This window comes from Actinomycetospora chlora (genome assembly GCF_039542135.1).
Classification (GTDB): Bacteria; Actinomycetota; Actinomycetes; order Mycobacteriales; family Pseudonocardiaceae; genus Actinomycetospora; species Actinomycetospora chlora.
The window spans coordinates 43,573-67,140 of record NZ_BAABHO010000034.1; the positions used below are offsets into that span (position 1 = coordinate 43,573).

The following is a 23,568-nucleotide window of genomic DNA, read 5'->3' on the forward strand; positions in this document are numbered from 1 at the left end:
CGTCGACTCGGGGGACGCGGTGCCCGCAGCGGGGTTGCCCGTCACGTCCGGTCGAACCCTCGGATCAGGCCACCGGGGCCCGTCCCCGACCCGCCAGACGGCGTAGTCGCGACACCACGGGGTCGAGCTCGGGGACGCGCAGCAGGCGCATGGCGACCACGACCACGACGAGGAACACCGCCGAACCGACCACCAGGACGAGCCAGGCCCGCAGGACGATCGAGGCGCCGCCGCCGAGGACACGCTCGAGCAGGGTGACCGCCAGCAGCGCGACGAGCACCGCGACCACGGACGCGAGCAGCGTCAGCACGAGCGTGCGCAGGACGCGCCGGGTGTCGAGGTGGCCGAGCCGCACCCGCAGCCAGACGTTCCCCACGACGAGCCCGACGACGAACCCGAACGCGTTGACGGCGGCCAGCCCGAGGACGACCTGCTCGGGCGGCAGGAGCACCGGGCAGAGGTACGCCATCGGCACCTTGATGGCCGTGATGACGACCATGATCAGGGTGGGTGTGCGGGCGTCGTTCATCGCGTAGAACACGCGCATCTGGAGCATGACGACGGCCATCGGCACCAGCCCGAACGCCGACGCGGCCATGGCGCCGCCGAGCGCGGCCGCCCCCTCGGGGCCCGAGCGCCCGACGCTGAACAGCGCGACGCCGAGCGGGGACCCGAACACCGTGAGCAGGGCGCTCATGGGCAGCAGCGTCACGGTCGACAGGCGCGTGCCGAGCGACAGGTCGCTGACCACCTGGTCGATGCGCCCGTTCGCGGCGGCGGCGCTCATCCGCGGCATCAGCGCGGTCAGCAGCGACACGCCCAGCACGCCGTAGGGCACCTGGATCAGCAGCCACGCGTAGCTGTAGATGGCGGGGCCACCCTCGTCGGACCCGGAGGCGACGCGCGTGATGGCGGCCAGCCCGACCTGGCTGACGAGCACGTAGCCCACGACCCACGCCGCGAGCCCGCCGAACGCCGAGAGCCGCTGGTCCCAGCCGAAGCGCCACTTCCAGTGGAACCCGACGCGGCGCATCGCCGGCACCATCACCGCGGCCTGGGCGACGATCCCGAGCGTGCTGCCGATGCCGAGCACCAGCAGCTGGGTGGTCGAGATGCCGTCCGGCGGTGAGGGCAGGACGGCGTAGACGCCGAGCGCGATCAGGGCCACCACGTTGTTGAGCACCGGCGCCCACGCCGCGGGCCCGAAGTTCGCCCGCGAGTTGAGGATCGCGCCGAACAGGGCGCCCATGCCGTAGAAGAAGATCTGCGGGAGCAGCAGGTAGGCGAAGTCGACGGCGAGGTCGACGTCGACGTCCGCGGCCAGGTAGGGCCGGATCAACAGCGGCGCGGCGACCACGGCGAGCGTCGTGGCCACCAGGAGGCCGACGGTCGCGCCCGAGAGCAGCTTCTGGGCGAACGCGTCCCCGTCGTCCCCGTCCTCCTTGGCGGCGCGGACGAGGACCGGGATGACGACGCTGGTCAGCACCCCGCCGAGCAGGAGCTCGAAGATGATGTTCGGCAGGGTGTTGGCGACGTTGAACGAGCTGCCGACGAGGTTGAGCCCGACGATCGCGGTGAGCCCGAGCGTGCGCAGGAACCCGGTCAGGCGGCTGACCAGCGTCGCGACGGCCATCCCGCCCGAGACCTTGACCAGGGCCTTGTCGTCGCGGCCCGCGTCCTCGGCGGGGGCGCGCGGGGCCGGGACGGCCGAGGCCTCCTGCTCGAGCGGGGGCCGCGGGAGCAGGACGGTCTCGTCCGCCGCCCCGGCGAAGCTCCACGACGCGAGCGGGGCCGGGCGCCCGACGCGGACCGTCCGCGCGGCGGCCGAGGGGATGACCTCGGTGCGGTGCGGGTCGAGGTCGGCGGCCTCGACCGCGGCGGTGGGTGCGGTGACCCCGATGGTGGAGGCCTCGGCGCCGGCCGCGGGGGATCCCGGCGGGCGCGCCGGCGGCCCGCCCCGCGGGACGGGCCGGGTGGCGTCGGCCGGGCCGGGCGGCACCGGTCCCCGCGGCGGTCGCGGTGGGACGGGACTGCCGGGTCCGCCGGGTCGGCCGGGTCCGCCGGCCTCCGACGCCGGCGGGTCCTGCGGTGCGCCGCGGCGGCCCCTCGGGGGCGGCGGGCCGGTGGGTGGCGGGCCGGTGGGCGGCGGCGGGGGCGGGGGCGGCGGGACGGGCGGGCCGGGGGCTCCGGGACCGCCGGGCGGCACCGGCGGCCGGACGGGTCCGGCCGCGCCACCGGGCGGCACCCCCGGGGGGACACCGGGTGGGACACCGGGAGGAGGACCGGGCGGGGACCCCGGCGGCACGGGTCGGTGGGCCGGCGGCGCCGGGGGCGGCACGACGTCCGGTCCGCCGTCGTCCGCGGGCGCGTCGTCGCGCCGGCGGTCGGGCTCGGTGGGGCTCACCGTCTCTGCAGCTCGCGCGTCGGGAGGTCCTGCGGGTCCGCCGGGGACCGGGGGTCGTCCCGGCGCCGGCGCCGGGACCTCCGGTCGCGCCGGGCCGCCCGCACCCGGCGCGCGATCCGCACGCTCGCCAGGATCACCAGCACGACGGCTGCGGACGCGGTCAACCACACCGTGATCGTGCCGTAGGCGGTCGAGCGCAGCAGCAGACGAGCCGTCGGTCCGAGGGGTTCACCCTCCGGTGTCCGGGCCTGCGCGTCGACGGTGAACTGGCCCGCGCGGGTCACCTCCACCTCGACCTGCACCTGGCGGCTGCCGAACGCCGGGACGGTGATCTCCGGCAGCGGGGCGGTGCGCAGGCCGGGCGTGGGCTCGAGCACGACGTCCACCCGGACGGCCACCGGCAGCCGGTTCTCGACGGTGAGCAGCAGCGGGGCGTCGTTGGAGCCCAGCGAGTAGGAGCCCGAGGGCTGGGCGACGCGCACGAGCGAGCGCAGCTCCGCGTCCTGCGCCTCGACCGCGCCGACCGCGGCGTCCTGCCCCGCCGGGTCCCCGCGCCGGGTGGCGGACAGCGCCCGCAGCACGCAGTCGGTGAGGGGCTCCACGACGTCCGTGGGCGACGGCGCCCCGACGCCGTCGCGCTCGGTGGCGGCGAGGAGCGCGCGCTGGCGGTCCAGGACCTGCCCGGCCCGGGCGACGACGGGCTCGGTGACGAGGTCGTCGGGGTCCTCGGACGAGGGAGACGCGGCCGGCAGGGGCGTGCCCGCGCCGACCCCGCCCACCAGGGTGCCGAGGTCGACGGGGCGGGCGAGGCCGAGCCGGGTGAGGTCGTCGACGGTGCCGAGCAGGGTGGCCGCCTCGTCGGGCCCGGCGGCCCAGTCGCGTGGCGGGGCGACGACGTCGAGGGGCGGGGCCTCGTCCGCCGGGGTGTCCTGCAGGGCGCGCAGGGCGATCGCCCCGATCGCGTCCTGCGCGGCGAGGGCGCCCGGCGTGCCGGCCGGACTCGTGGACGCCTCGGTGTCGTGGGGGCCGAGGGCATCGGCGGTGACGCGGTCGACGGTCACCGCGGCCGGGCCGGTCGGGCCCGGGAGGCGGGCCAGCGCCCCGGCCGGCGCGTCGCCCTCCAGGGAGCCGGGGTCGAGCACGACCGCGCGGGTGCCGGCGGCGGTGAGCTCGCCGAGGGTGCGCGCGTCGACGACGCCGTCGGCGGGCCAGACGGTGTCCGGGACGGGGGCGACGCCGAGGAGGTCGGCCACCCGCCGCGTGCCGGTGGTGAGCGCCGAGGCGGTGAGGCCGATCAGGCCCCCGCGGGCGGTGGCGACGAGGTCGGTGTCGGCGTAGGGCAGCGCGGTCACGCACCGGCCGCGGGCCTGGGCCTGCACGGCGGCGAGCCACCGGCCGGCCGCCGCGGCACCCGCGCCCGGCCGGGTGCCGCCGTCGGGGGTGCGGACCTGGTAGCCGCCGCTCATGGCCCGGGCGGTCTCGAGCAGGTCGGCGTCCACGGCGAGGCAGACCGAGCGGGCCGCGGCCGAGCCGGCGGGCGCGGCCCGGCCGAGGGCGTCGACGAGGCCGGCGAGCCGCCCGCCGGGCGCGAACGACGTCGCGAGGTCGTCGTCGCCGAGCAGCGTCGGTGCGCCGGGGACGACGGGCAGGCGCCGTGGCCGGTCGGCCAGCGGGTAGAGCACGGCGACCCCGGCCGCGCGGCCCACCGCGGGCGCCGCGACCGGGCCGCGGCCGGGGACGCCGACCACCGGCAGCAGCAACCGCACGGCGCCGAGCCGCGACGACCCGGTGCTGCCGAGCCCGCCGGTCGCCTCGACGCGCAGAGGGACGACGCCCGGGCCGTCGAGCCCGAGGCCGTCGCGGCCCAGGGGCAGGCGCAGGGTGAAGGGCGCGTCCGTGCCGGGGGCGACGGTGGGCGGGGCCGTGACCTGCGCCCGGACCGGGGTGGTGGGCGCGTCGCCGTCGAGGGCGCCGAGCGCGGCCCGGTCGCCCGTCAGCGCCGTGCCGCGGGCGAGGCGCAGGGTGAGGCCGCGGACCTCGACGGCCGAGCGGTTGGTGACGTGGCCGGTGACCACCAGGTCGCCCGGCCCGTCCGCGGTGACCAGCCGGGGGGCCAGGGTGTCGAGGACGACGGTGACCGGGGGGTCGTCGGCGTCGGGCGGCGCCGCGGGGAGGGCCTGGGCGCCCGGCGCCAGGAGCGCGAGGAGCACGCCGACCAGGGCGAGCACGAGAGCCGCCGCGCCACCGCGCGACGGTCGGGTTCCCCGCGGGCGGCGGGGACGGCTCACGCCGACTCCTCCAGGATCTGGGCGGCGCGGCGCACCAGGCGGCGCTCGTCGGCGTAGGCCAGCCGGCCGTCGAGCTCGGCGAGGGGCACCCAGGCCACCTCCGTGACCTCGACGTCGGCGTCGGAGAGCTCGCCGCCGTGGGCCCGCAGCAGGTAGTGGTGCACCGTCTTGTGGATCCGGCGGTCCTCGGCCACGAACCAGTAGTCGATGCTGCCGAGGAACGCGCGCACGGACGCGATGATGCCGGTCTCCTCCTCGACCTCGCGCACCGCGGCCTGCTCGGCGGTCTCGCCCTCCTCGAGGTGACCCTTCGGCAGCGACCACAGCAGGCGTCCGCGACGGTCGAGGCGCCCGATGAGGGCGGCGCTCGCGCCGGCGGCGTCGACGACGAGGCCACCCGCCGAGGTCTCGTCGACCGTGCGCATCCGCCGCCGGGAGCCCCGTCGGCGCCGGTCGCCGGACCGGCGGGACGGGGTGGACACGACCGCGATCGTACGGCGCCCGCCCGGTGACGGGGATCTGTCGGCGCTGTGTCGGGGTCGTGTCGGGGTCGTGTCCCCTCCGGTGTCCGGGTCGCCGCCGCGGCGCGCGGTACGCTGCCCTGTCGTGCCCGGACCCGCGCCAGCCCCTACGTCCACGACCGGCGCCGATCACGCGGCGGTGGTCGAGATGCTGCGCTACGCCCCCGTGGCCGACGAGCTCGCGCGGCGCTTCGCCGACGCCGGCCACCGCCTCTACCTCGTCGGCGGGAGCGTGCGTGACGCGCTGCTCGGTCGCTCCTCGGGCGACCTGGACTTCACCACCGACGCCCGCCCCGACGTCATCCAGCGGCTGGTGTCCGGGTGGGCCGAGGCCGTCTGGGACACCGGCATCGCCTACGGCACGATCGGGGCCGCGCGCCACGGCGTGACCTGCGAGATCACGACGTTCCGGGCCGACGCCTACGACGGCGTCACCCGCAACCCCGTCGTGGCCTTCGGCGACACCGTCGAGGGCGACCTGGTCCGGCGTGACTTCACCGCCAACGCCATGGCGCTCTCGCTGCCCGACCGCACGTTCGTCGACCCCTACGGCGGGCTCGCCGCCCTGGCCCGGGGCGTCCTGGACACCCCGACCGACCCGCGCACCTCCTTCGGCGACGACCCGCTGCGCCTGCTGCGCGCCGCCCGCTTCGTCTCCCAGCTGGGCTTCGACGTCGCGCCGCGGGTGCGCGAGGCGATGGCCGAGATGGCGCCCCAGCTGGCCCGGATCACCGCCGAGCGGGTGCAGGCCGAGCTGTCCAAGCTTCTGCTCGGCGAGCACCCGCGCCGCGGGATCGAGCTCATGGTCGACACCGGGCTCGCCGACGTCGTGCTGCCCGAGGTCCCCGCGATGCGCCTCGAGATCGACGAGCACGCCCAGCACAAGGACGTCTTCGAGCACTCGCTGACGGTGATGGAGCAGGCGATCGGCCGCGAGACCGACGGCCCCGACCTCGTGCTGCGCCTGGCCGCGCTGCTCCACGACATCGGCAAGCCGGCCACCCGGCGTGTCGAGCCCGGGCGGCGGGTCAGCTTCCACCACCACGAGGTGGTCGGGGCCAAGATGACGCGCAAGCGGCTGCGCGAGCTGCGCTACCCGAAGCAGGTCGTCGAGGACGTCGCGCAGCTGGTGTTCCTGCACCTGCGCTTCCACGGCTACGGCAAGGGCGAGTGGACCGACTCGGCGGTCCGCCGCTACGTCACCGACGCCGGGCCGCTGCTCGACCGCCTGCACCAGCTCGTGCGCTCGGACTCCACGACGCGCAACAAGCGCCGCGCCGCCGCGCTGCAGCGCTCCTACGACGACCTCGAGGAGCGGATCGCGCGGATCGCGCAGGAGGAGGACCTCGCCCGGGTACGGCCCGACCTCGACGGCAACGCGATCATGGAGCTGCTCGGGATCCCGCCCGGACCGCTGGTCGGGCGGGCGTGGCGCCACCTCAAGGACGTCCGGCTCGAACGCGGACCGCTCGACGACGACGAGGCGCGCGCGGAGCTGCTGCGGTGGGCAGCGGCCGAGGGCGTCGGGACCGGGACGGAACCGGAGAGCTGACGCCGGCGTCGAACCCGGTGTGAGCCTGAGCTACGTGTTCGGCACCGGGTCCGGCCCGGTGCACCGGCACTCCTCGCCCGCCGACCTCGACCTCGGCCCGCCGGGCGCGCGCGACGCCGTGGCGCTCGACTTCGACGGCGACGGCCGCGTCGACGACGCCCTGTGGGACGCCGACGGCGACGGCACCGCCGACCACTCGCTGCTCGACCTCGACGACGACGGCCGTCCCGATCACGCGTACACCGACCCGTCGGGCCGCGGGCTGTGGGACGCCCCGGCCCCGCTCGACACCACCCCGGCCGCGGTCGCGGCGCTGCACTGGAGCGACGTCCGCGGGCGCTCGGAGCAGGCCGACCCGACGCTCGACACCGACGGCGACGGGGTGCTCGACGGGGCGGCCGTCGACGCCGACCACGAGCCGGGCGACGAGGTGGTGTGCGACCTCGACGGCGACGGGCGCGCCGAGCAGCTGCTGGTCGACGCCGACCACGACGGCCGCGCGGAGCTGGCCTACCTGTCCTCGTCGGGCGAGCCGTCGGGGCGCTGGGACGTGCTGCTGGTCGACACCGACGGCGACGGCGCGGTCGACGCCACGGTGGCCGAGGGGGCGGACGCCTGGGTGCCGCCCTGATCCCCCGGCTCGTCAGGGTGCCGGGCACCGGCGCGCAGCGCGAGCTCGTGGATCACCAGACCGAGCAGGTAGATGCCGGCCGCGAGCGCCAGCAGCAGCGGCGAGCGCCCGCTGCGCGGCGCCAGGAACGCCGCCCCGGCCACCGAGGCCACGTAGGTGACGTTGAAGGTGGTGTCCGAGAGCGAGAACACCCGGCCGCGCGTGGCGTCGCCGACCTCGGTCTGGACCGCGGCGTCCGAGCACAGCTTGATCGCCTGGCCCACGAGACCGAGCACGAACGACCCGGCGAGGATCGTCGGCAGGGTCATCGGCAGCCCGAGGCCCAGCAGGGCGACCGCGGCGAGCACGAGCATGATCCGGATCGTCACCGTGCGGCCCACCCGCGCCGTGAGCCAGGGCGTCACCACCGCGGCGACGCCGAGGCCGGCGGCCACGGCGGCCACCACCTCGCCGAGCCCGGCGATGCCCGCCTTCAACGGCCCGACGTCGGTGAGCGAGTTCCGCATCAGCAGCAGCACCACGAGCGTCGTGATGCCGAACGCGAGGCGGTGCGCGGCCACCGCCCCGAACGCGCCCAGCACCCCCGGTGCGGCGCGCGCCGCGCGGAAGCCGTCGGCCAGCCCGGAGGCCACCGCGCGCAGGGCCTGCGCGGCCTCGCGGCGCTCGTCGGGCCCGAGCGAGCCCCGCGGGATGCGCGTGGCGACGAGCACGATGAGCACCGAGCCGACGGCGGCGACCGCCGTGGTCCACGCCGCGTCGGTGTCGTAGGGCCCGATGAGGCCGCGCAGACCGATCGCGCACCCGGCCCCGATCGCGGCGGCGACCGCCCCCGCGGTGGTGACCAGGGAGTTCGCGCCGATCAGGTGCTCGTCGACGACCACGTGCGGCAGCGCCGCGGAGAGCCCGGCCTGGATGAACCGGCTGACCCCGATCGTCGCGAGGGCGCCGAGGTAGAGCGCCGGCCCGCTGACGCCGGCCAGCACCACGCCGGCGGTGAGCAGCGTCAGGACCCCGCGCAGGGCGCCGGCGACGACGAGGACCCGGCGGCGGTCCCAGCGGTCGAGCAGCGCGCCCGCGAACGGGCCGACGATCGAGTACGGCAGCAGCACGGTGGCCAGCCCGAGGGCGACCATCACGGGGTCGGCCTCGCGCTCGGGGCTGAACAGCACCAGGCCGCCGAGCGCGGCCTGGAAGACGCCGTCGCCCCACTGCGCGGCGAGCCGGACGGTCAGCAGCTTGCCGAAGCCGGGGTGGACGAGCAGCTCGCGCAACCGCGCGACGGGCCGGGTCGACCGCGCGCTGGGGACCGCGGAGGCGGTCGAAGCGGGCGCGGCGGGCACGAGCGCCCACGCTACGCGCTCGTGACCGGCGCCGGTCCGGCGCTCCGTGACCGGTTCGTGCCCGGGTGTCACGTCCGCGTCTGCCCGCTGCTCCGGGCCGTGACGACCGGGTCGGGCTGGGCCGACCGTGCTCGCGAACACCCCGACCGCGCCTGCCCGCCGCCCGCGCGCCGGTGCGACGATGGGGTGCGTGGCCAGTGGTGTGGGTGAACATCAGCAGGCCGAGGTCGAGGCGGGGACGCTCCTCGTGGCCGCCCCGACGCTCACCGACGCGAACTTCGCGCGGTCGGTCGTGTTCGTCATCGACCACCGCCCGGCCGGGACGCTCGGCGTCGTCCTCAACCGGCCCAGCGAGGTCTCGGTGGCCGACGTGCTCCCGACGTGGGGCCCGCACACCACCACCCCGCACGCGGTGTTCGTGGGCGGGCCGGTCGAGCAGCGCACGGCGCTGTGCCTCGCCGCCCTGCGCACGGGCGAGGACCCGGCGCGCACCGGCGGCGTCGTCGGCGTGCGGGGACCCGTGGCGCTGGTCGACCTCGACGGCGACCCCGAAGACCTCGCCCCCCGCGTCCGCGGCCTGCGCGTCTTCGCCGGCTACTCGGGGTGGGACCGCGGCCAGCTCGACGGCGAGATCCGCCGCGGCGACTGGTACGTCGTCCCGGCCCTGCCCGACGACGTCCTCGCCCCGCCGGGCTACGACCTCTGGGGCGGCGTCCTGCGCCGCCAGGGCATGCCCCTGGCCCTCGTCGCCACCCACGTCGCCGAACCCCGCCGCAACTGAAGCCGCCCCCCTCCCGACGAACGAACGGCACTCTCGCTGCTTCCGTAGCAGCGAACTCGCCGTTCGTTTCCCCGGCCTCGCCGCGCTCGGCCGCGCCGATGCCTCCGTCCGGGCCTAGCGTGGGATGCGTGCGACGCGTCGAGCCCGGTCCCGGGCAGGAGTCGGTGTGGGACTACCCCCGTCCCCCGCGGGCCGAGGCCGTGCGGCGGCGGGCGGTGGTGACCCACGCCGGCACGGTCGTCGCCGACACCGACGACGTGGTCCGCGTGCTCGAGACCAGCCACCCGCCGACGTGGTACCTGCCGCGCACCGCCTTCGCCGAGGGCGTGCTGCGGCCGGCGCAGCGCCGGACGGTGTGCGAGTGGAAGGGCACCGCCCGCTACGTCGACGTCGTCGTGCCCGGCGCGGCGCCGCTGACCGACGTCGGCTGGTGGTACCCGGAGGACGCGGTCTACCCCTTGCTCGCCGACCGCGTGGCGCTCTACCCCGCCCCGTTCGACGAGATCACGCTCGACGGCGAGCGCGTCGAACCCCAGCCCGGCGGCTTCTACGGCGGCTGGATCACCCACGACGTCGTGGGCCCGTTCAAGGGCGGGCCGGGCACCTGGGGCTGGTGAGCCTCAACGGTCCGGACGCCGCCGGGCCTCCTCGGCGAGCGCGCGCTCGATGCGCGCGGCGACGTCGGCGGGCATGCCCTCGCCGCGGACGCGGCGCAGGACGCCCTCGGCGACGTCGAGGTCGCGCAGCAGCGCCGCCGCGGCCGGGTCGTCCGCGATCCGCTCGTGCACGTCCGCCTCCTCGTCCGGCGACAGCGTGCCGTCGCGGAGGGCCACGAGGTCACCGGGGGCGACCGGGCGTGCGGGTCGGCGCTCCCTGCTCATCGTCGGTCTCCGGGCCGGCGGCGCCGGCGCTGTCGTCTCGGGGGTGGGACTGCGCGGGGAGCCTATTCGGTCCCGCGAACCCGGCCTCCCGCAGCGCGACGGCCACCGCGACCTTGGCCCGCGCCCGGCGGCTCTTCACCGTGCCCACCGACACGCCCAGCTCGCGGGCGACCTCGTCGTACGCGAAGCCGATCATGTCGATGCGCACGAAGCACTCCCGCTGATCGGCCGGCAGCGACGCCACGACGTCGCGCACGACGGCCTCGTCGGCCCACCCGCGGACCGGGTCGGCCACCGCCACCCGTCCCGGCGGCACGTCCTCGATCGGCTCGGTGCGCCGGCGGTCGCGGGCGGCCACGCGGTCGAGCACCACCCGCGTCACGACGGTGTGCAGCCACGTCACGACCTCGGCGTCGCCGCGGAAGGTGTGCGCGAGGCGGAACGCGCGCAGCAGCGCGTCCTGCACGGCGTCCGCCGCCTCGTCGGGGTCGCGCAGCATGGCGCGCGCCGTGCGCCAGAGGCGGTCCTGGTGGCGGCGGACGAGCTCGGCGAACGCCCCCGGTGCCCCGGCGACGTGCGCCGCCAGGAGCGCGCGGTCGTCGCCGGGCGCCTCGTGGTCGGTGCTCATCGTGGGCCGTTCGCTCGGGTGCGTTCGCCGGTCACTGATGAGCAACATAGCGAACAGCTACACGGTCAGCGCAAGGACAGCGAACAGATGGTCCGCCCGTACGCTCCTCTGGCAGGATCGCCCCGGGGTCGGACGGCGGGAGGGGCGTACGTGACGCAGGAGGACGCCGGCGGCGGACCCGTCCGGCCGGTGTCGTTCGCCGAGAAGCTCGCGCGGCTGGTCGACGTCGTGCACCGGCCCGGCGAGCCGCCGATGACCGACCGCGCGCTGGCCCGCCGCATCCAGGAGCAGGGCGGATCGGTCTCCGCGGCCTACCTGGCCGAGCTGCGCACGGGCCGCAAGACCAACCCGAGCCTCGACCACGCCCGCCAGATCGCCCGCGCGTTCGGCGTGCGCCCCGCCTACTTCCTCGACGACGAGGTGGCCGAGCAGGTGGACCGGGAGCTCGACCGGCTGGAGTCCCGGCACCGCAGCGCCCGGCTGCAGGAGCTGGCGGCGCGCACCGCGGGCCTCGACGACCGGGACCGCCGGCTGCTCGCCGAGCTCGTCCAGAAGGAGCTGGACAAGCACGGCACCGAGGAGCCGTAGCCGGTGGCGTTCGCCGCGCGGCTCGACGTGCTGCTCGCCGAGGTGCCGGTCGTGCCGGGCGGCACCGCCCGCTTCGGGACGGAGGACGTCGTCCGCGCCGTCGCCGCGGCGGTCGACGGCGGGCCCGGGCGGGAGGCCCGTGACGTCGCGCGGGCCTGGCTGGCGGCCGCGCGGGGTCCGCAGGGCCCGTCGCCCGTCGACGACCGCCCCGCCCTGGCGGCGCTCGGGGCGCTGTTCCGGGTGCCGCCGGAGTACTTCTCCGACGACGCCGTCGCCCGCGCCGTGCAGCAGGGGCTGCGGGTGGCGCGCGAGGCCGGTCGCCGCGGGTTCACGGTGGTCGGCCCGTGCCGCACGCGGCCCCTCCCGCCGGCCGCGGTCGCCGACATCACGGCGAACCTGCTGCGCGTGCCGGACGATGATCGGGACGTGCTGTGAGGGCACCGGGACCACGAGCCGAGGAGGTCGTGTCGTGCGCGCGAGCCACGCGCAGCTGCGGGCCATCGCCCGGCGCACCCTGCGCCGCCTCGACCTCGCCCCGCCGCTCGATCCGCGGGAGCTGGCCGCCCGTCTCGGCGAGGAGCGCGGGAAGCCGATCCACCTCGTCCCCAGCACCGAGCTGCCGCCCGCCGCGGCGTTCGGCGTCACCGGCGGCGACGAGTCCCGCGACGTCGTGCTCTACGAGGCCCGGACCAGCGCCACGTCCCAGATGCTGATCATCCTGCACGAGCTCGCGCACATCGTCCTCGAGCACCCGCGCTCGGCCGTCGACCACTCCTTCCGCGCGGACCGCGACGATGACTACGAGACGTTCTCCGCCGACGTCCTCGCCGAGCTGGTCGGCCCGCCGCCCACCGATCCGGAGCCCGGCGCCCGGTGGCCCTGGCGACGCGGGCAGCCGGCGGAGGACGCGGCCCCGCCGTCGCTCTACGCCTCGGACATCGAGTGGGAGGCGGAGACGCTGGCCACGATCCTGCTGACGTGGGTGCCCGGGTACGGCAACTACGTCCCGCCCCGCCAGGTGAGCCCGCTCGAGCAGGTGCTCGGCGACGACGGGGCGTGGTGAGCGTGCCGCCCCTCGCCACCGAGGCCCTCGTGGTGATCGCGGTCTACGCGATCGTCTGGCAGGGCTACAAGCTGCGGCGGCGCATCAACGGGTTCGCGCACGTCGCCCTGCTGGTGTTCGTCCTCGGCACGCTCGGCCCGCAGATCGTCTCGGCGCTCTTCCGCGCCGGCGTGCTGCCCGCGACCCCTGCGGCGATCCTCGGCGACATCGCGGTCACCGTCCCGGTCGTGGCGCTCGCCTGCTTCCGGCTCGGGCTGGAGGGTCGCTCCCCGGGCGACCGGGTGGTCGTCCTCGTCATCGGCTCCGGCGTCGTCCTCGCCGCGCTCACCGTCGTGCTGAGCCTCGTCACCGTCGCCGCCGGCGTCCCGATCGGCATCGCGGGCGGCGGCGCGGAGTACGGCCACCCGGCCGGGGCCACGTCCGCCCTGCTCAACTCCCTGTACCGCGTGGTGGTGATCTTCTGGGTCGGGCTGTGGGTCTTCCCGTTCACCGCGCGGCCGGGGACGCCGCCGCGCCTGCGCCTCGGGATGCGGATCGCGGCCGTCGGGATCCTCGCCATGGGCGTGGTGGTGACGGTCGGGCTCGTCACCGGGATCCAGGCGGTGATCGCGGGGCACGCGGTGCGCGGGTCGCTGCTCCCGCTGCTGGTGACCGGCGAGATCGTCGCGGGGACCTGCTGGGCGGTCGGCCTGAGCTACCCGCTGGTGGCGAGCCGGTGGGCGGCCCGCCGCGCCGCGCGGACGCAGCGCCGGGACCTCGAGCGGCTCGAACCCCTTTGGACCACCGGCCTCGAGGCGTTCCCCGAGCTGCGCCGGCCCGCCGACGAGGCGCGGGAGCCGGTCGACTTCCGGCTGCAGCGGCGCAAGGGCGAGTGCTTCGACTGCCTGCACCACCTGCGGCTCTACGAGGACACCGGCGCCGCGGCCGCGTCGCGCGCGGCGGTCGAGCTGCTGGAGGCCGCGCTCGAGCGGTACGCCGGGCGGCACGGCGAGAGCGTCTGGGCAGCCGTGGACCGCCGGGACCCCGCGGCCGAGCAGGACGTCGCGCTCCTCGTCGAGCTCGCCGACCTCGTCGCGGAGCTCCGTGTGGCCGGCGTGCCCGCGACTCAGGGCGAGTAGCGCTCCCGCAGCGCGCGGCGGTCGACCTTGCCGCCGACCAGGGTCGGCAGGTCGTCCACGAGGTGGACCACGCTGGGCGCGACGCGCGACCCGCGACGGGCGGCGACCCAGTCGACGAGCTCGGCTGCGCTCGGGGCGCGGCCGCGGCGCGGGACGACGGCCGCGGCGGCCGCCTCGACGCCGTCGCGGTCCCTGGTGGCGAACACCGCCGCGGAGGCCACCGCGGGGTGCTCCGCGAGGACCTCCTCGATGTCGGGCGGGTGGATGCGGGCCCGCTCGCCGTAGATGAGCTCCTTCGTCCGGCCCACGAGGGTGAGGTAGCCGGCCCCGTCGAGGCGGCCGAGGTCACCGGTCCACAGCCAGCCGTCGCGCAGGACCGCCGCGGTGTCGTCGGGGGCGCCGACGTAGCCGGGCATGACGGCCGGGCCGCGCACCCAGATCTCGCCCACCTCGCCGACCGGGACCTCCGCGTCGTCCGCGTCGCGCAGCGAGAGCTCGACCCCCGGCGCCGCCCGGCCGACCGTGCCGCGCAGCTCCGGGCGGGCGAGCTCCTCGGCGCTGATCGTGGCGATGTTGGTCGCCTCGATCGTCCCGTAGACCTGGCTGACGATCGGGCCGAAACGCTCGACCGCCTCCCCGATGCGCGTCGCGGACGCCGGCGACCCGCCGAGCCGGAGGCTGCGCAGGCTCGCGGTGTCCGTGCGCGGCAGGTCCGGGTGGTCGAGCAGGGCGACGAGCTGGCGGGGGAACAGTGGCATCAGCAGCGTCGCCCGCTCCCGCTCGACCGCGGCGAGCACGCGCGCCGCGTCGAACCCGGGCTGGAGGACGACGCGGCCGCCCGCGCGGAGCACGACGGTGGCGGCGGTCCCGCCGACGTGCGCGACCGGGGTGCACAGCAGGTGCACCACGTCGCGCCACTCCGCGAGGGCGTCGGGCGGCGACGGCGGCGCCGCCCGACGGGGCACGCCCTTCGGCGTCCCGGTGCTGCCGCTGGTGAGCGAGATCGACGCCAGGTCGCCCGGCCCGATCCGCACCGGCAGCGGCGTCGCGTCCGCCGGCGCGGCGAGCTCCTCGACGTCCGCGAGCGCCACCGACCGTGCTCCGACGGCGTCGCGGCACAGCGCGGACCGGCCGGTGTCGGTGAGGACGAGGTCGACGCCGAGCGTGTCGAGGATCCGCCCCAGGGTGTCGGCGGCGTACCCGTCGGCGACGTTCACCCACGTCGCGCCGACGACGTTCACGGCCCAGCGCAGCACGAAGGTCAGCGGGTCGTCGCCGGTCACCACGGCCACGGTGTCGCCGGGTCCTGCCCCGAGGCCCTCGAGGCGCCGGGCCTCGCGCCACACGCGGTCCCGCAGGTCGCGGTAGGTCCAGTCGACCGGCTCGCCGCCGGCGTCGAGCCGGACGGCCACGCGGTCGCCGTGCTCGGCGAACGCGTCGAGGGTCTGCTCGACGACCGTGCGCGGGGAGGCCACGGTCACGAGCCTGCCATCCCGGCTCCCGGCACGAATCCGCGCGGCGACGGACCGATCGCGGCCCCGGGCCGGTCCGACCCCGTGGGAGCGAGGACGGATCGAGGGTGGGAGTCACGTGGTCGAGCGGGTGCCGGGGTCGGAGAACGCGACGTCGGACTGGCGGCACGCCGCGCGCTGCCGCCACGACGACCCGGAGGCCCTGTTCGTCCCGGGGGCCCGGCAGCGCGACGTGCGGGAGATCTGCCGCCGGTGCCCGGTGCGCACCGAGTGCCTGGCCCACGCCCTGGACAACCGCGTGGAGTTCGGGGTGTGGGGCGGCATGACCGAGCGCGAGCGGCGGGTCCTGCTCAAGCGCCGTCCGGCCGTCGTCTCCTGGGCGATGCTGCTGGAGTCGGCCCGCCGGGCCGCGGGGGCGAGCCCGGCCGCCGCACCGGAGGCGCCCACGGCCGACGCCCGCGGTCGGTCGCCGGGCACGCCGGCCGGTCGTCTGGTGGGGTGACCGCGTGCCGACCACGGACCTGCTCACCCTCGGGGACGAGGAGTTCGTCTCCCTGACCACGTTCCGCCGCAGCGGCGAGGGCGTCGCGACGCCGGTGTGGGTCGCGCGGGACGGTGATGCGCTCGTCGTCATCACCGGCGACGGCAGCGGCAAGGTCAAGCGGCTGCGTCGCGAGCCGCGGGTGGTGCTGCGGGCCTGCGACCGGCAGGGCCGGGTGTCCCCGGACGCCCCCGAGGCCGAGGGCCGCGGGGAGGTCGTCCACGACCTGGGGTCGCAGGCGCGTCCGCGCCGCGCGCTCGCCGCGAAGTACGGCCTGCAGTGGCGCCTCGTCGGGCTCCTCGGCGCGGCCGGGCGCGTCGGGCGCCTGCTGGGCCGGCCCGCCCGCGAGCGCGTGATCCTGCGGATCCGCGGGACCGTCTGAGCGTCAGGCCTCCGCGGCCGCGGGGCCGCGCGGGCAGAGCGCGCACGACCCCGCGCACGGCCCCGGCGCGGTGTCGCACGCCGGTGCGGGCTCGCCGGCCGTGCACGGGCCCGCGGGCTGCCGCGCCAGCGCCGTCTCCTGCGCCTCCTCGACGGCCGCGAACCGGGCCCCGACGACCGCGCCCGCGCCGAGCAGGGCGAACAGCGCGAGCGCGCCGAGCACGAGCATGACCACGCCGGCCGCGGTGGTGGCCGCGACGGCGGCGGCCGCGGCGCCCGCGAGGCCGGCCACACCGGCGCCGACGAACGCCGGGGCCGCGGCGCGGTTGGCGCGACGGAAGGCGTCGACGGTGCCCATCGTCCACACCGTGCGCACGCCGAGGACGCGGTTGCGCGGCAGCCGGTGGCGCAGCGCGAGGACACCGGCGCCGCCCACGACGAGCGCCGCCACCGCCAGGACCAGGGCCGGGACGATCACGCCCCCAGAGTAGGCTCGACGCCGTCCTCGCGGGATCCGCGGTGCCCCCGGTGGGTGCGGCACGCGGGCCGCCGGGCGGGCGTGAGCCCCCGCGGGAGGACCCCAGGTCGAGTGCAGGAGGACGTCGTGACCGCCGAGCCCGAGGTGGCCAGCCGCGCCGAGAGCGTGAGCGGTGTGCCCCCGCACCGCTACACCGCGGCGCTCGCGAACGAGATCGAGGCCCGGTGGCAGGACCACTGGGAGGCGGCGGACACCTTCGCGGTGGCCAACCCGTCCCCGGGCGACCCGGCGCCGGCGGGCGAGAAGTTCTACCTGATGGACATGTTCCCGTACCCCTCGGGCGCGGGCCTGCACGTCGGCCACCCGCTGGGGTTCATCGGCACCGACGTCCTGGGCCGCTTCCTGCGCATGACGGGCCGTCGGGTGCTGCACACGATGGGCTTCGACGCGTTCGGCCTGCCCGCCGAGCAGTACGCGGTGCAGACGGGCACGCACCCGCGCACCACCACCGAGGCGAACATCGCGCGCTACCGCGCCCAGATCCGCCAGCTCGGGCTCGCGCACGACCGGCACCGCTCGGTCTCCACCACCGACATCGAGTTCTACCGGTGGACCCAGTGGATCTTCCTGCAGATCCACGACTCCTGGTACGACACCGAGGCCGGCCGCGCCCGCCCGATCCCCGAGCTGGAGCAGGAGCTCGAGGCCGGCATCCGCGCGCTGCCCGACGGCCGGGACTGGAGCGCGCTGTCGCGCCCGGAGCAGGACCGCGTCCTCGACGACCACCGGCTGGCCTACCTGGCCGACGCGCCGGTCAACTGGTGCCCGGCGCTGGGCACGGTGCTGTCCAACGAGGAGGTCACCGCCGACGGGCGCTCCGAGCGCGGCAACTTCCCCGTCTTCCGGCGCAACCTGCGCCAGTGGATGATGCGGATCACCGCCTACGCCGACCGCCTGGCCGACGACCTCGACGGCGTCCAGTGGCCGGACTCGGTCAAGACGATGCAGCGCAACTGGATCGGGCGCTCGCAGGGGGCGCAGGTCCGCTTCGCCACGGCCGCGGGCCCGATCGAGGTGTTCACCACCCGCCCGGACACGCTGTTCGGCGCGACCTACGTGGTGCTCGCCCCCGAGCACCCGCTGGTCGACGCGCTGACGCCGGAGGCGTGGCCGTCGCCGCCCACCGGTGAGCAGTTGGACGGCCGCTGGACCGGCGGCGCAGGCACCCCGGCCGAGGCCGTGGCGGACTACCGGCGGGTGGTGGCCCAGCGCTCGGACCTCGAGCGCCAGGAGGCCCGCGACAAGACCGGCGTGTTCACCGGGGCGTGGGCGACCAACCCGGTCAACGGCGAGGCGCTGCCCGTCTTCGTCGCCGACTACGTCCTCATGGGCTACGGCACCGGCGCGATCATGGCCGTCCCGGGCCAGGACCAGCGCGACTGGGACTTCGCGACGGTCTTCGGCCTGCCGATCCGGCGCACGGTGCAGCCGCCCGCGGACTTCGACGGCGAGGCCTACGTCGGGGCCGGGCCGGCGATCAACTCGGCCAACGACGAGATCAGCCTCGACGGGCTCGAGGTCGAGCCGGCCAAGGCCGCGATCACCGCCTGGCTCGCCGGGAAGGGCGCCGGCGAGCCGGTGGTGCAGTACAAGCTGCGCGACTGGCTGTTCTCCCGCCAGCGCTACTGGGGCGAGCCGTTCCCCGTCGCCTACGTGGCCGACGGCGAGACCGACGGCGGCCCGTCGATCCCGCGGGCCCTGCCGGACGCCGACCTGCCGGTGCTGCTGCCCGACGTCGAGGACTACGCGCCGCGCACCTACGCCCCGGACGACGCGGACAGCGCGCCCGAGTCGCCGCTGGCGCGCGCCACGGAGTGGGTCCGGTTCGACGCCGACCTGGTCTCGGACCCCGAGCACGGGTACGCGCCGTACGTCCGCGAGACCAACACGATGCCGCAGTGGGCGGGTTCGTGCTGGTACCACCTGCGCTACCTCGACCCGCACGACGCCGAGCGCTTCGTCGACCCCGAGATCGAGCGCTACTGGCTGGGCCCGCAGTCGCCGGGCGACCCCGGGGGCGTCGACCTCTACGTCGGCGGCGTCGAGCACGCGGTGCTGCACCTGCTGTACGCGCGCTTCTGGCACAAGGTGCTGTTCGACCTGGGCTACGTCTCGTCGTCCGAGCCGTTCCGCCGGCTGTTCAACCAGGGCTACGTGCAGGCCTGGGCCTACACCGACGGCCGCGGCGTGTACGTGCCGGCCGAGGAGGTCGTCGAGGACGCCTCGTCGGCCACGGGATTCACGTGGAACGGCGAGCCCGTGCGCCAGGAGTACGGGAAGATGGGCAAGTCGCTGCGCAACGTGGTGACGCCCGACGAGATGTGCGCGGCCTACGGTGCGGACACCTTCCGGCTCTACGAGATGTCGACGGGCCCGATGGACGCGTCGCGGCCCTGGTCGACGCGCGACGTCGTCGGGTCGCACCGCTTCCTGCAGCGGGTCTGGCGCCTGGTGATCGACGAGCAGACCGGTGACCTGCGGGTCTCCGACGCCGAGCCGGACCGCGACACCCTCACCGCGCTGCACCGCGCGATCGACGGCGTGCGCACGGACCTGCCGGCGATGCACTACAACACCGCGGTCGCGAAGCTCATCGAGCTGGCCAACCACCTGACCAAGGCCTACCCGGCCGGCGGCACCCCGCGCTCGGTCGTGGAGCCGCTGGTCCTGCTGCTCGCGCCGCTGTGCCCGCACCTGGCCGAGGAGCTGTGGTCGCGCCTGGGCCACCCGAGCACGCTGGCCTACGAGCCGTTCCCCGTCGCCGACCCGGAGCTGCTCGTCGAGGACACCGTCGAGTACCCCATCCAGGTCAACGGGAAGGTGCGCTCGCGCATCACGGTGCCGGCGAGCGCGACCGAGGACGAGGTCCGTGCGGCCGCGCTCGCCGACCCCAAGGTGGTCGAGCTCCTCGCCGGCGCGGAGCCCCGCAAGGTCATCGTCGTCCCCGGCCGCCTGGTCAACATCGTCCGCTGAGCCGCCCCGGCGGCCCCTTGCCGAGCGAGGGGCACCCTCGCTCGGATAGACGAGCGAGGGGCGCCCTCCACCAGAACGCGACGGGCGCTCGAGGTCCCCTAGTTCCGAGCGAGGGGCGCCCTCGTTCGGAACGGGAGCCGTTCGCCGACCTGCTGCGTCGAACCAGGCATGCCCCGTCGTTCACGGGTCGACGGGGACGCGGTCGTGGCCGCGGCCCCGGCCGGCCTCATCCTTGACCGTGATCTCCGCGCGCTCGGCGTCCCGCCGAGCACGATCGCCTTCCGCTGCCGCAAGGTCGGCGGCCCGTGGTGGCATCCGCTGAGCGGGCTCGTGGCGCTGACCCGCGGCACCCTGACCCGACACCAGCGGCTCGTCGCGGCGCTCCTCGTGACCGGCGACGACGCGCTCGTCACCGGCCTCGCCGCCTGCCGGCTCCACGGGCTCGAGCGCGTGCCCGACCACGACGAGGTGCACGTCCTCCTCGACCACCGCAGTCGCCGGAAGTCCGAGGGCTTCCTGCTCGTCGAACGCACGAGGCGGCTCCCGACGTCGCGGGTGCTGGGCGGGATCCGCTGCGCGGTGCTCCACCGCGCCCTGCTCGACGGCGCACGACGTCTGAGCCGGATCGACGAGGTCCGCGCCCTGCTCTGCGAGGCGGTCCAGCGGCGCATGGTGATCGTCGCGGCGCTCCGCGCCGAGATCGAGGCCGGCTCCGGGCGCGGGACGGCACTCGTCCGGATCGTCATCGCCGAGCTCGAGGACGGCATCCGCTCGACGGCGGAGGCGTGGCTCCGGGAACTGGTCGCGGACATGGAGGACTTCCCGCCCGTTCGCTGGAACGTCCGCCTCCGGCGCGGCGACGGGTCGTTCCTCGCCGAGGCCGACGGGCTCGTCGAGGGTCTGCCGCTGGTGTTCGAGCTGCACTCGTTCGCCCACCACGCCGACCTCGCGACGTACGACGCGACCATGCCCCGACAGGGCGAGCTCGCCGCCGAGGGCCACCTCGTCGTCACGATCACCCCGAGGGAGGTCCGCGAGGACCCCGCGGGCCTGCGACGCAAGCTGCGCAGAGCCGTGGAGCACGCTCGTGCGTGGACGAGCCGACCGGCGTCCGCCTGAGCGCCCGGGGCCCGACGTCGGAACGAGCGAGGGGCTCCCTCGGTCAGATACGACCGAGGAAGCCCCTCGTCGAGATTGCGGAGTGCGCCCGGATTTCCGTCCGGGGGCGCCCCTCGCCCATCTAGCCGGGCAAGGGTGCCCCTCGCTCGGAACAGGCGCGCCGTACGGCGGACCGTCAGGCCGGGCCGCGCTCGCCGGCGATGAACTCCTCGACGCGGTCGTAGGCCACGGAGTCGCGGTACTGCTCGGGCGGCGACTTCATGAAGTACGACGACGGCGCGAGCAGCGGGCCGCCGATGCCGCGGTCCATCGCGATCTTCGCGGCGCGCACGGCGTCGATGACGATGCCGGCGGAGTTGGGCGAGTCCCAGACCTCCAGCTTGTACTCCAGCGAGAGGGGCACGTCGCCGAACGCGCGGCCCTCGAGCCGGACGTAGGCCCACTTGCGGTCGTCCAGCCACGCGACGTGGTCGGACGGGCCGATGTGGATGTTGCCCGCACCCATGTCGCGGTCGATCTGCGACGTCACCGAGTTGGTCTTCGACGTCTTCTTGGACTCCAGGCGCTCGCGCTCGAGCATGTTGCGGAAGTCCATGTTGCCGCCGACGTTGAGCTGCATCGTGCGGTCGAGGTGGACGCCGCGGTCCTCGAAGAGCTTGGCGAGCACGCGGTGGGTGATCGTCGCGCCGACCTGCGACTTGATGTCGTCGCCGACGATCGGGACGCCCGCGTCGGTGAACTTCTGCGCCCACTCGGGGTCGGAGGCGATGAAGACCGGCAGGGCGTTGACGAACGCGACGCCCGCGTCGATCGCGCACTGGGCGTAGAACTTGTCGGCCTCCTCGCTGCCCACGGGCAGGTAGGAGACGAGGACGTCGGCGCGGGCCTCGCGCAGCGCGGCGACCACGTCGACGGGCTCGCCGTCGGCCTCGGTGATCGTCTCGCGGTAGTAGCGGCCGAGACCGTCCATCGTCGGGCCGCGCTGCACGGTGACGCCGGTGGGCGGCACGTCGGCGATCCGGATGGTGTTGTTCTCGGACGCGGCGATGGCGTCGGCCAGGTCCTGCCCGACCTTCTTCGCGTCGACGTCGAACGCGGCCACGAACTCGAGGTCGCGGACGTGGTACCCACCGAAGTCGACGTGCATCAGACCCGGCACCCGCTGGGCCGGGTCGGCGTCGGCGTAGTACTGCACGCCCTGCACGAGCGACGCGGCGCAGTTGCCCACGCCCACGATCGCCACTCGGACCGAACCCATTGGCAGTTCTCCTCTTGTCTCTTTCTCGGGGATGTCGGGGGGACGGACCTGGGGGCTCAGGCCTCGGGAGTGGTGTCGGGAGGGCTGTCGTCGGGGCCGCTGCTGCGTGTCTCCCGCTGCTCGGCCGCGATCAGCTCGTTGAGCCAGCGCACCTCGCGCTCGGTGGACTCGAGCCCGATGCGGTGCAGCTCCCGCGTGTAGTGGTCGATCTGCTCGGTGGTGCGCGACAGCGTCGAGCGCAGACCCTCGCGACGCTCCTCCACGCGCCGGCGCCGGCCCTCGAGGATGCGCATCCGCACCTCGACCGGCGTCCGCGAGAAGAAGGCCAGGTGGATGCCGAACGCCTCGTCGTCCCAGGTCTGGGGACCGGCCTCCGCGACGAGCTCGTCGAAGCGGTCCTTGCCCTCGGCGGTGAGCTCGAAGACGCGACGACCCCGACGGGTCTTCGCGCCCCACGAGCCCCGCGACGACGGTCGCGCCCGCGCGGACGCGCCGGTGTCGGCGCCCTCCTCGGCGGCCTCGTCGGCCGGCGCGTCGGTGGTCTCCGCGATCAGCCCGGCCCGCTGGAGCCGGCGCAGCGTCGGGTACAGCGACCCCCACGAGAAGGCCCGGAACGTGCCGAGGCGGGCGTGCAGCTGCTTGCGCAGCTGGTAGCCGTGCATCGGCGTCTCGTGAAGCAGGCCGAGCACCGCGAGCTCGAGCAACGGCCACCTCCCGTCCTCCGTGCCGACCGACCTCTCACGCGACCATATCGGACCGATACATCCGCGGAACGCCGACGACGATCACGTCACACCGCGCCGGCGTTCCCGAGGCCCCGGCCGGGCCACGAGCGGGGGACGTGCGGCGCGGGCCCGGTTAGGCTCGGGGACGTGCCGGAGGTCCGTCAGGTGGTCGACTACGCGCTGCAACGCCGCGCGGCGCTCGCCGACCTCGCGGCGGGGCGCGTGACCACCGCCGACGCCTGCGACGCCGGGACCTACCTGCTCCAGGCCGCCGCCTACCACGGCCGGACGACGGCGCGGGAGTGCCCGGTGTGCCACCGCGAGCCGCTGGTCGACGTACGATGGATCTTCGGTGAGCGACTGGGCGCAGCGGCCGGATCCGCCCGATCTGCCGACGAGATCAGCCGTCTGGCCGATGCGATCAGCGAGTTCACCGTGCACGTCGTGGAGGTCTGCCGGTCGTGCCGGTGGAACCACCTCGTACAGTCTTACGTCCTGGGGACCGACGACGCGTCGGGAGGAGGCCGCCGGCGACGCCGGACCGCCTCACCCTGACGGGCCGGCCGGCCGGTCGGCCCCCCGGACAACCACCCGGCACCGGGAGGCGATCGGTGGACGACGAGCGGCGCAGGGACCGCGGGGACGCACGTCCCCCCGGTGCCGACCGGGCCCGGCGCGACCGCGGCGCGCCGCCCGGCCCTCCCGCCCGCTCGCCGGGGGCACCGGCCGCGCGCAGCGGCCATCCGGCCCCGCCGCAGAGCCCGCC

22 protein-coding genes are annotated in these 23,568 nt (G+C 76.1%); 12 read left to right on the forward strand and 10 right to left on the reverse strand.

The window, feature by feature from the left end; translation table 11 throughout:
• Positions 1-64 precede the first annotated feature (64 nt).
• The 3 genes from murJ to ABD994_RS20130 all read right to left on the reverse strand — a co-directional run bounded on the left by murJ (position 65) and on the right by ABD994_RS20130 (position 5,117).
• On the reverse strand, positions 65-1,999 hold the full coding sequence (gene murJ / locus ABD994_RS20120) for a murein biosynthesis integral membrane protein MurJ (protein WP_345419080.1): 1,935 nt from the start codon (positions 1,997-1,999) through the stop codon (positions 65-67).
• 401 nt (positions 2,000-2,400) lie between these two features.
• The gene (locus ABD994_RS20125) at positions 2,401-4,692 is read right to left on the reverse strand and encodes a DUF6049 family protein (protein ID WP_345419083.1); all 2,292 of its coding nucleotides are present in this window, start codon (positions 4,690-4,692) and stop codon (positions 2,401-2,403) included.
• Entirely contained in the window at positions 4,689-5,117 is a 429-nt protein-coding gene (locus ABD994_RS20130) for an NUDIX hydrolase (RefSeq protein ID WP_345419153.1), read from the reverse strand. Before ABD994_RS20130 ends, ABD994_RS20125 begins: the two co-directional genes overlap by 4 nt.
• Positions 5,118-5,298: 181 nt before the next feature.
• Here ABD994_RS20130 and ABD994_RS20135 point away from each other — a divergent pair, with 181 nt between their 5' ends.
• A complete protein-coding gene (locus ABD994_RS20135; protein ID WP_345419086.1) occupies positions 5,299-6,765 on the forward strand; it encodes a CCA tRNA nucleotidyltransferase in 1,467 nt (488 codons plus the stop codon).
• 510 nt (positions 6,766-7,275) lie between these two features.
• Here the strand turns inward: ABD994_RS20135 and ABD994_RS20140 are convergent.
• Positions 7,276-8,736, reverse strand: coding sequence for an MFS transporter (locus tag ABD994_RS20140; protein ID WP_345419089.1), 1,461 nt, complete (start codon positions 8,734-8,736; stop codon positions 7,276-7,278).
• A 190-nt stretch (positions 8,737-8,926) separates the two neighbouring features.
• On the opposite strand from ABD994_RS20140, the gene ABD994_RS20145 reads away from it, so the two are divergent.
• Together ABD994_RS20145 and ABD994_RS20150 are read left to right on the forward strand one after the other, a co-directional pair.
• On the forward strand, positions 8,927-9,517 hold the full coding sequence (locus ABD994_RS20145) for a YqgE/AlgH family protein (RefSeq protein ID WP_345419092.1): 591 nt from the start codon (positions 8,927-8,929) through the stop codon (positions 9,515-9,517).
• Positions 9,518-9,645: 128 nt separating this feature from the next.
• On the forward strand, positions 9,646-10,134 hold the full coding sequence (locus ABD994_RS20150) for a DUF427 domain-containing protein (RefSeq protein WP_345419095.1): 489 nt from the start codon (positions 9,646-9,648) through the stop codon (positions 10,132-10,134).
• 3 nt (positions 10,135-10,137) lie between these two features.
• Here ABD994_RS20150 and ABD994_RS20155 read toward each other — a convergent pair whose 3' ends face one another.
• On the reverse strand, positions 10,138-10,350 hold the full coding sequence (locus ABD994_RS20155) for a hypothetical protein (RefSeq protein WP_345419098.1): 213 nt from the start codon (positions 10,348-10,350) through the stop codon (positions 10,138-10,140).
• A gap of 4 nt (positions 10,351-10,354) precedes the next feature.
• Positions 10,355-11,026 (reverse strand): sigma-70 family RNA polymerase sigma factor, encoded by a 672-nt coding sequence (locus ABD994_RS20160; RefSeq protein ID WP_345419101.1) that lies wholly within the window; start codon positions 11,024-11,026, stop codon positions 10,355-10,357.
• Between the two features lie 150 nt (positions 11,027-11,176).
• On the opposite strand from ABD994_RS20160, the gene ABD994_RS20165 reads away from it, so the two are divergent.
• Genes ABD994_RS20165 through ABD994_RS20180 form a run of 4 tightly spaced genes read left to right on the forward strand, consistent with a single transcriptional unit; the run spans position 11,177 to position 13,795 of the window.
• A complete protein-coding gene (locus tag ABD994_RS20165; protein WP_345419104.1) occupies positions 11,177-11,614 on the forward strand; it encodes a helix-turn-helix domain-containing protein in 438 nt (145 codons plus the stop codon).
• 3 nt (positions 11,615-11,617) lie between these two features.
• Positions 11,618-12,049 carry a hypothetical protein gene (locus ABD994_RS20170; protein WP_345419107.1) on the forward strand — a complete coding sequence of 144 codons (432 nt, stop codon included), beginning with the start codon at positions 11,618-11,620 and terminating at the stop codon, positions 12,047-12,049.
• Positions 12,050-12,083: 34 nt separating this feature from the next.
• The gene (locus ABD994_RS20175) at positions 12,084-12,677 is read left to right on the forward strand and encodes a hypothetical protein (RefSeq protein WP_345419110.1); all 594 of its coding nucleotides are present in this window, start codon (positions 12,084-12,086) and stop codon (positions 12,675-12,677) included.
• Positions 12,674-13,795, forward strand: a complete 1,122-nt coding sequence (locus tag ABD994_RS20180) for an MAB_1171c family putative transporter (protein WP_345419112.1) — start codon at positions 12,674-12,676, stop codon at positions 13,793-13,795. The genes ABD994_RS20175 and ABD994_RS20180 overlap by 4 nt, the downstream gene beginning before the upstream one ends.
• Here the strand turns inward: ABD994_RS20180 and ABD994_RS20185 are convergent.
• Positions 13,783-15,270 (reverse strand): class I adenylate-forming enzyme family protein, encoded by a 1,488-nt coding sequence (locus tag ABD994_RS20185; RefSeq protein WP_345419115.1) that lies wholly within the window; start codon positions 15,268-15,270, stop codon positions 13,783-13,785. The two genes, ABD994_RS20180 and ABD994_RS20185, sit on opposite strands and share 13 nt — an antisense overlap.
• A 127-nt stretch (positions 15,271-15,397) precedes the next feature.
• On the opposite strand from ABD994_RS20185, the gene ABD994_RS20190 reads away from it, so the two are divergent.
• Together ABD994_RS20190 and ABD994_RS20195 are read left to right on the forward strand one after the other, a co-directional pair.
• Entirely contained in the window at positions 15,398-15,769 is a 372-nt protein-coding gene (locus ABD994_RS20190; RefSeq protein ID WP_345419156.1) for a WhiB family transcriptional regulator, read from the forward strand.
• 4 nt (positions 15,770-15,773) lie between these two features.
• On the forward strand, positions 15,774-16,190 hold the full coding sequence (locus tag ABD994_RS20195) for a PPOX class F420-dependent oxidoreductase (RefSeq protein ID WP_345419118.1): 417 nt from the start codon (positions 15,774-15,776) through the stop codon (positions 16,188-16,190).
• Positions 16,191-16,193: 3 nt separating this feature from the next.
• On the opposite strand, the gene ABD994_RS20200 is transcribed toward ABD994_RS20195, so the two are convergent.
• Positions 16,194-16,667: an SdpI family protein gene (locus ABD994_RS20200; protein WP_345419121.1), complete on the reverse strand. Its 474-nt coding sequence runs from the start codon at positions 16,665-16,667 to the stop codon at positions 16,194-16,196.
• Between the two features lie 126 nt (positions 16,668-16,793).
• Here ABD994_RS20200 and ABD994_RS20205 point away from each other — a divergent pair, with 126 nt between their 5' ends.
• Positions 16,794-19,700, forward strand: coding sequence for a leucine--tRNA ligase (locus ABD994_RS20205; protein WP_345419125.1), 2,907 nt, complete (start codon positions 16,794-16,796; stop codon positions 19,698-19,700).
• 204 nt (positions 19,701-19,904) lie between these two features.
• Positions 19,905-20,819 carry a hypothetical protein gene (locus ABD994_RS20210; protein ID WP_345419129.1) on the forward strand — a complete coding sequence of 305 codons (915 nt, stop codon included), beginning with the start codon at positions 19,905-19,907 and terminating at the stop codon, positions 20,817-20,819.
• 175 nt (positions 20,820-20,994) lie between these two features.
• Here ABD994_RS20210 and ABD994_RS20215 read toward each other — a convergent pair whose 3' ends face one another.
• Together ABD994_RS20215 and ABD994_RS20220 are read right to left on the reverse strand one after the other, a co-directional pair.
• On the reverse strand, positions 20,995-22,077 hold the full coding sequence (locus ABD994_RS20215; protein ID WP_345419132.1) for an inositol-3-phosphate synthase: 1,083 nt from the start codon (positions 22,075-22,077) through the stop codon (positions 20,995-20,997).
• 56 nt (positions 22,078-22,133) lie between these two features.
• A complete protein-coding gene (locus ABD994_RS20220) occupies positions 22,134-22,781 on the reverse strand; it encodes a PadR family transcriptional regulator (protein WP_345419135.1) in 648 nt (215 codons plus the stop codon).
• Between the two features lie 168 nt (positions 22,782-22,949).
• On the opposite strand from ABD994_RS20220, the gene ABD994_RS20225 reads away from it, so the two are divergent.
• Positions 22,950-23,357, forward strand: coding sequence for a DUF5318 family protein (locus ABD994_RS20225; protein WP_345419138.1), 408 nt, complete (start codon positions 22,950-22,952; stop codon positions 23,355-23,357).
• The last annotated feature ends 211 nt before the right edge of the window (positions 23,358-23,568 follow it).

Bases quoted from the DNA above. Each gene is read 5' to 3' on its own strand.
- ABD994_RS20130 (WP_345419153.1), bottom strand. From the start codon at position 5,117: ATGCGCACGGTCGACGAGACCTCGGCGGGTGGCCTCGTCGTCGACGCC.
- ABD994_RS20160 (WP_345419101.1), bottom strand. From the start codon at position 11,026: ATGAGCACCGACCACGAGGCGCCCGGCGACGACCGCGCGCTCCTGGCG.
- ABD994_RS20215 (WP_345419132.1), bottom strand. From the start codon at position 22,077: ATGGGTTCGGTCCGAGTGGCGATCGTGGGCGTGGGCAACTGCGCCGCG.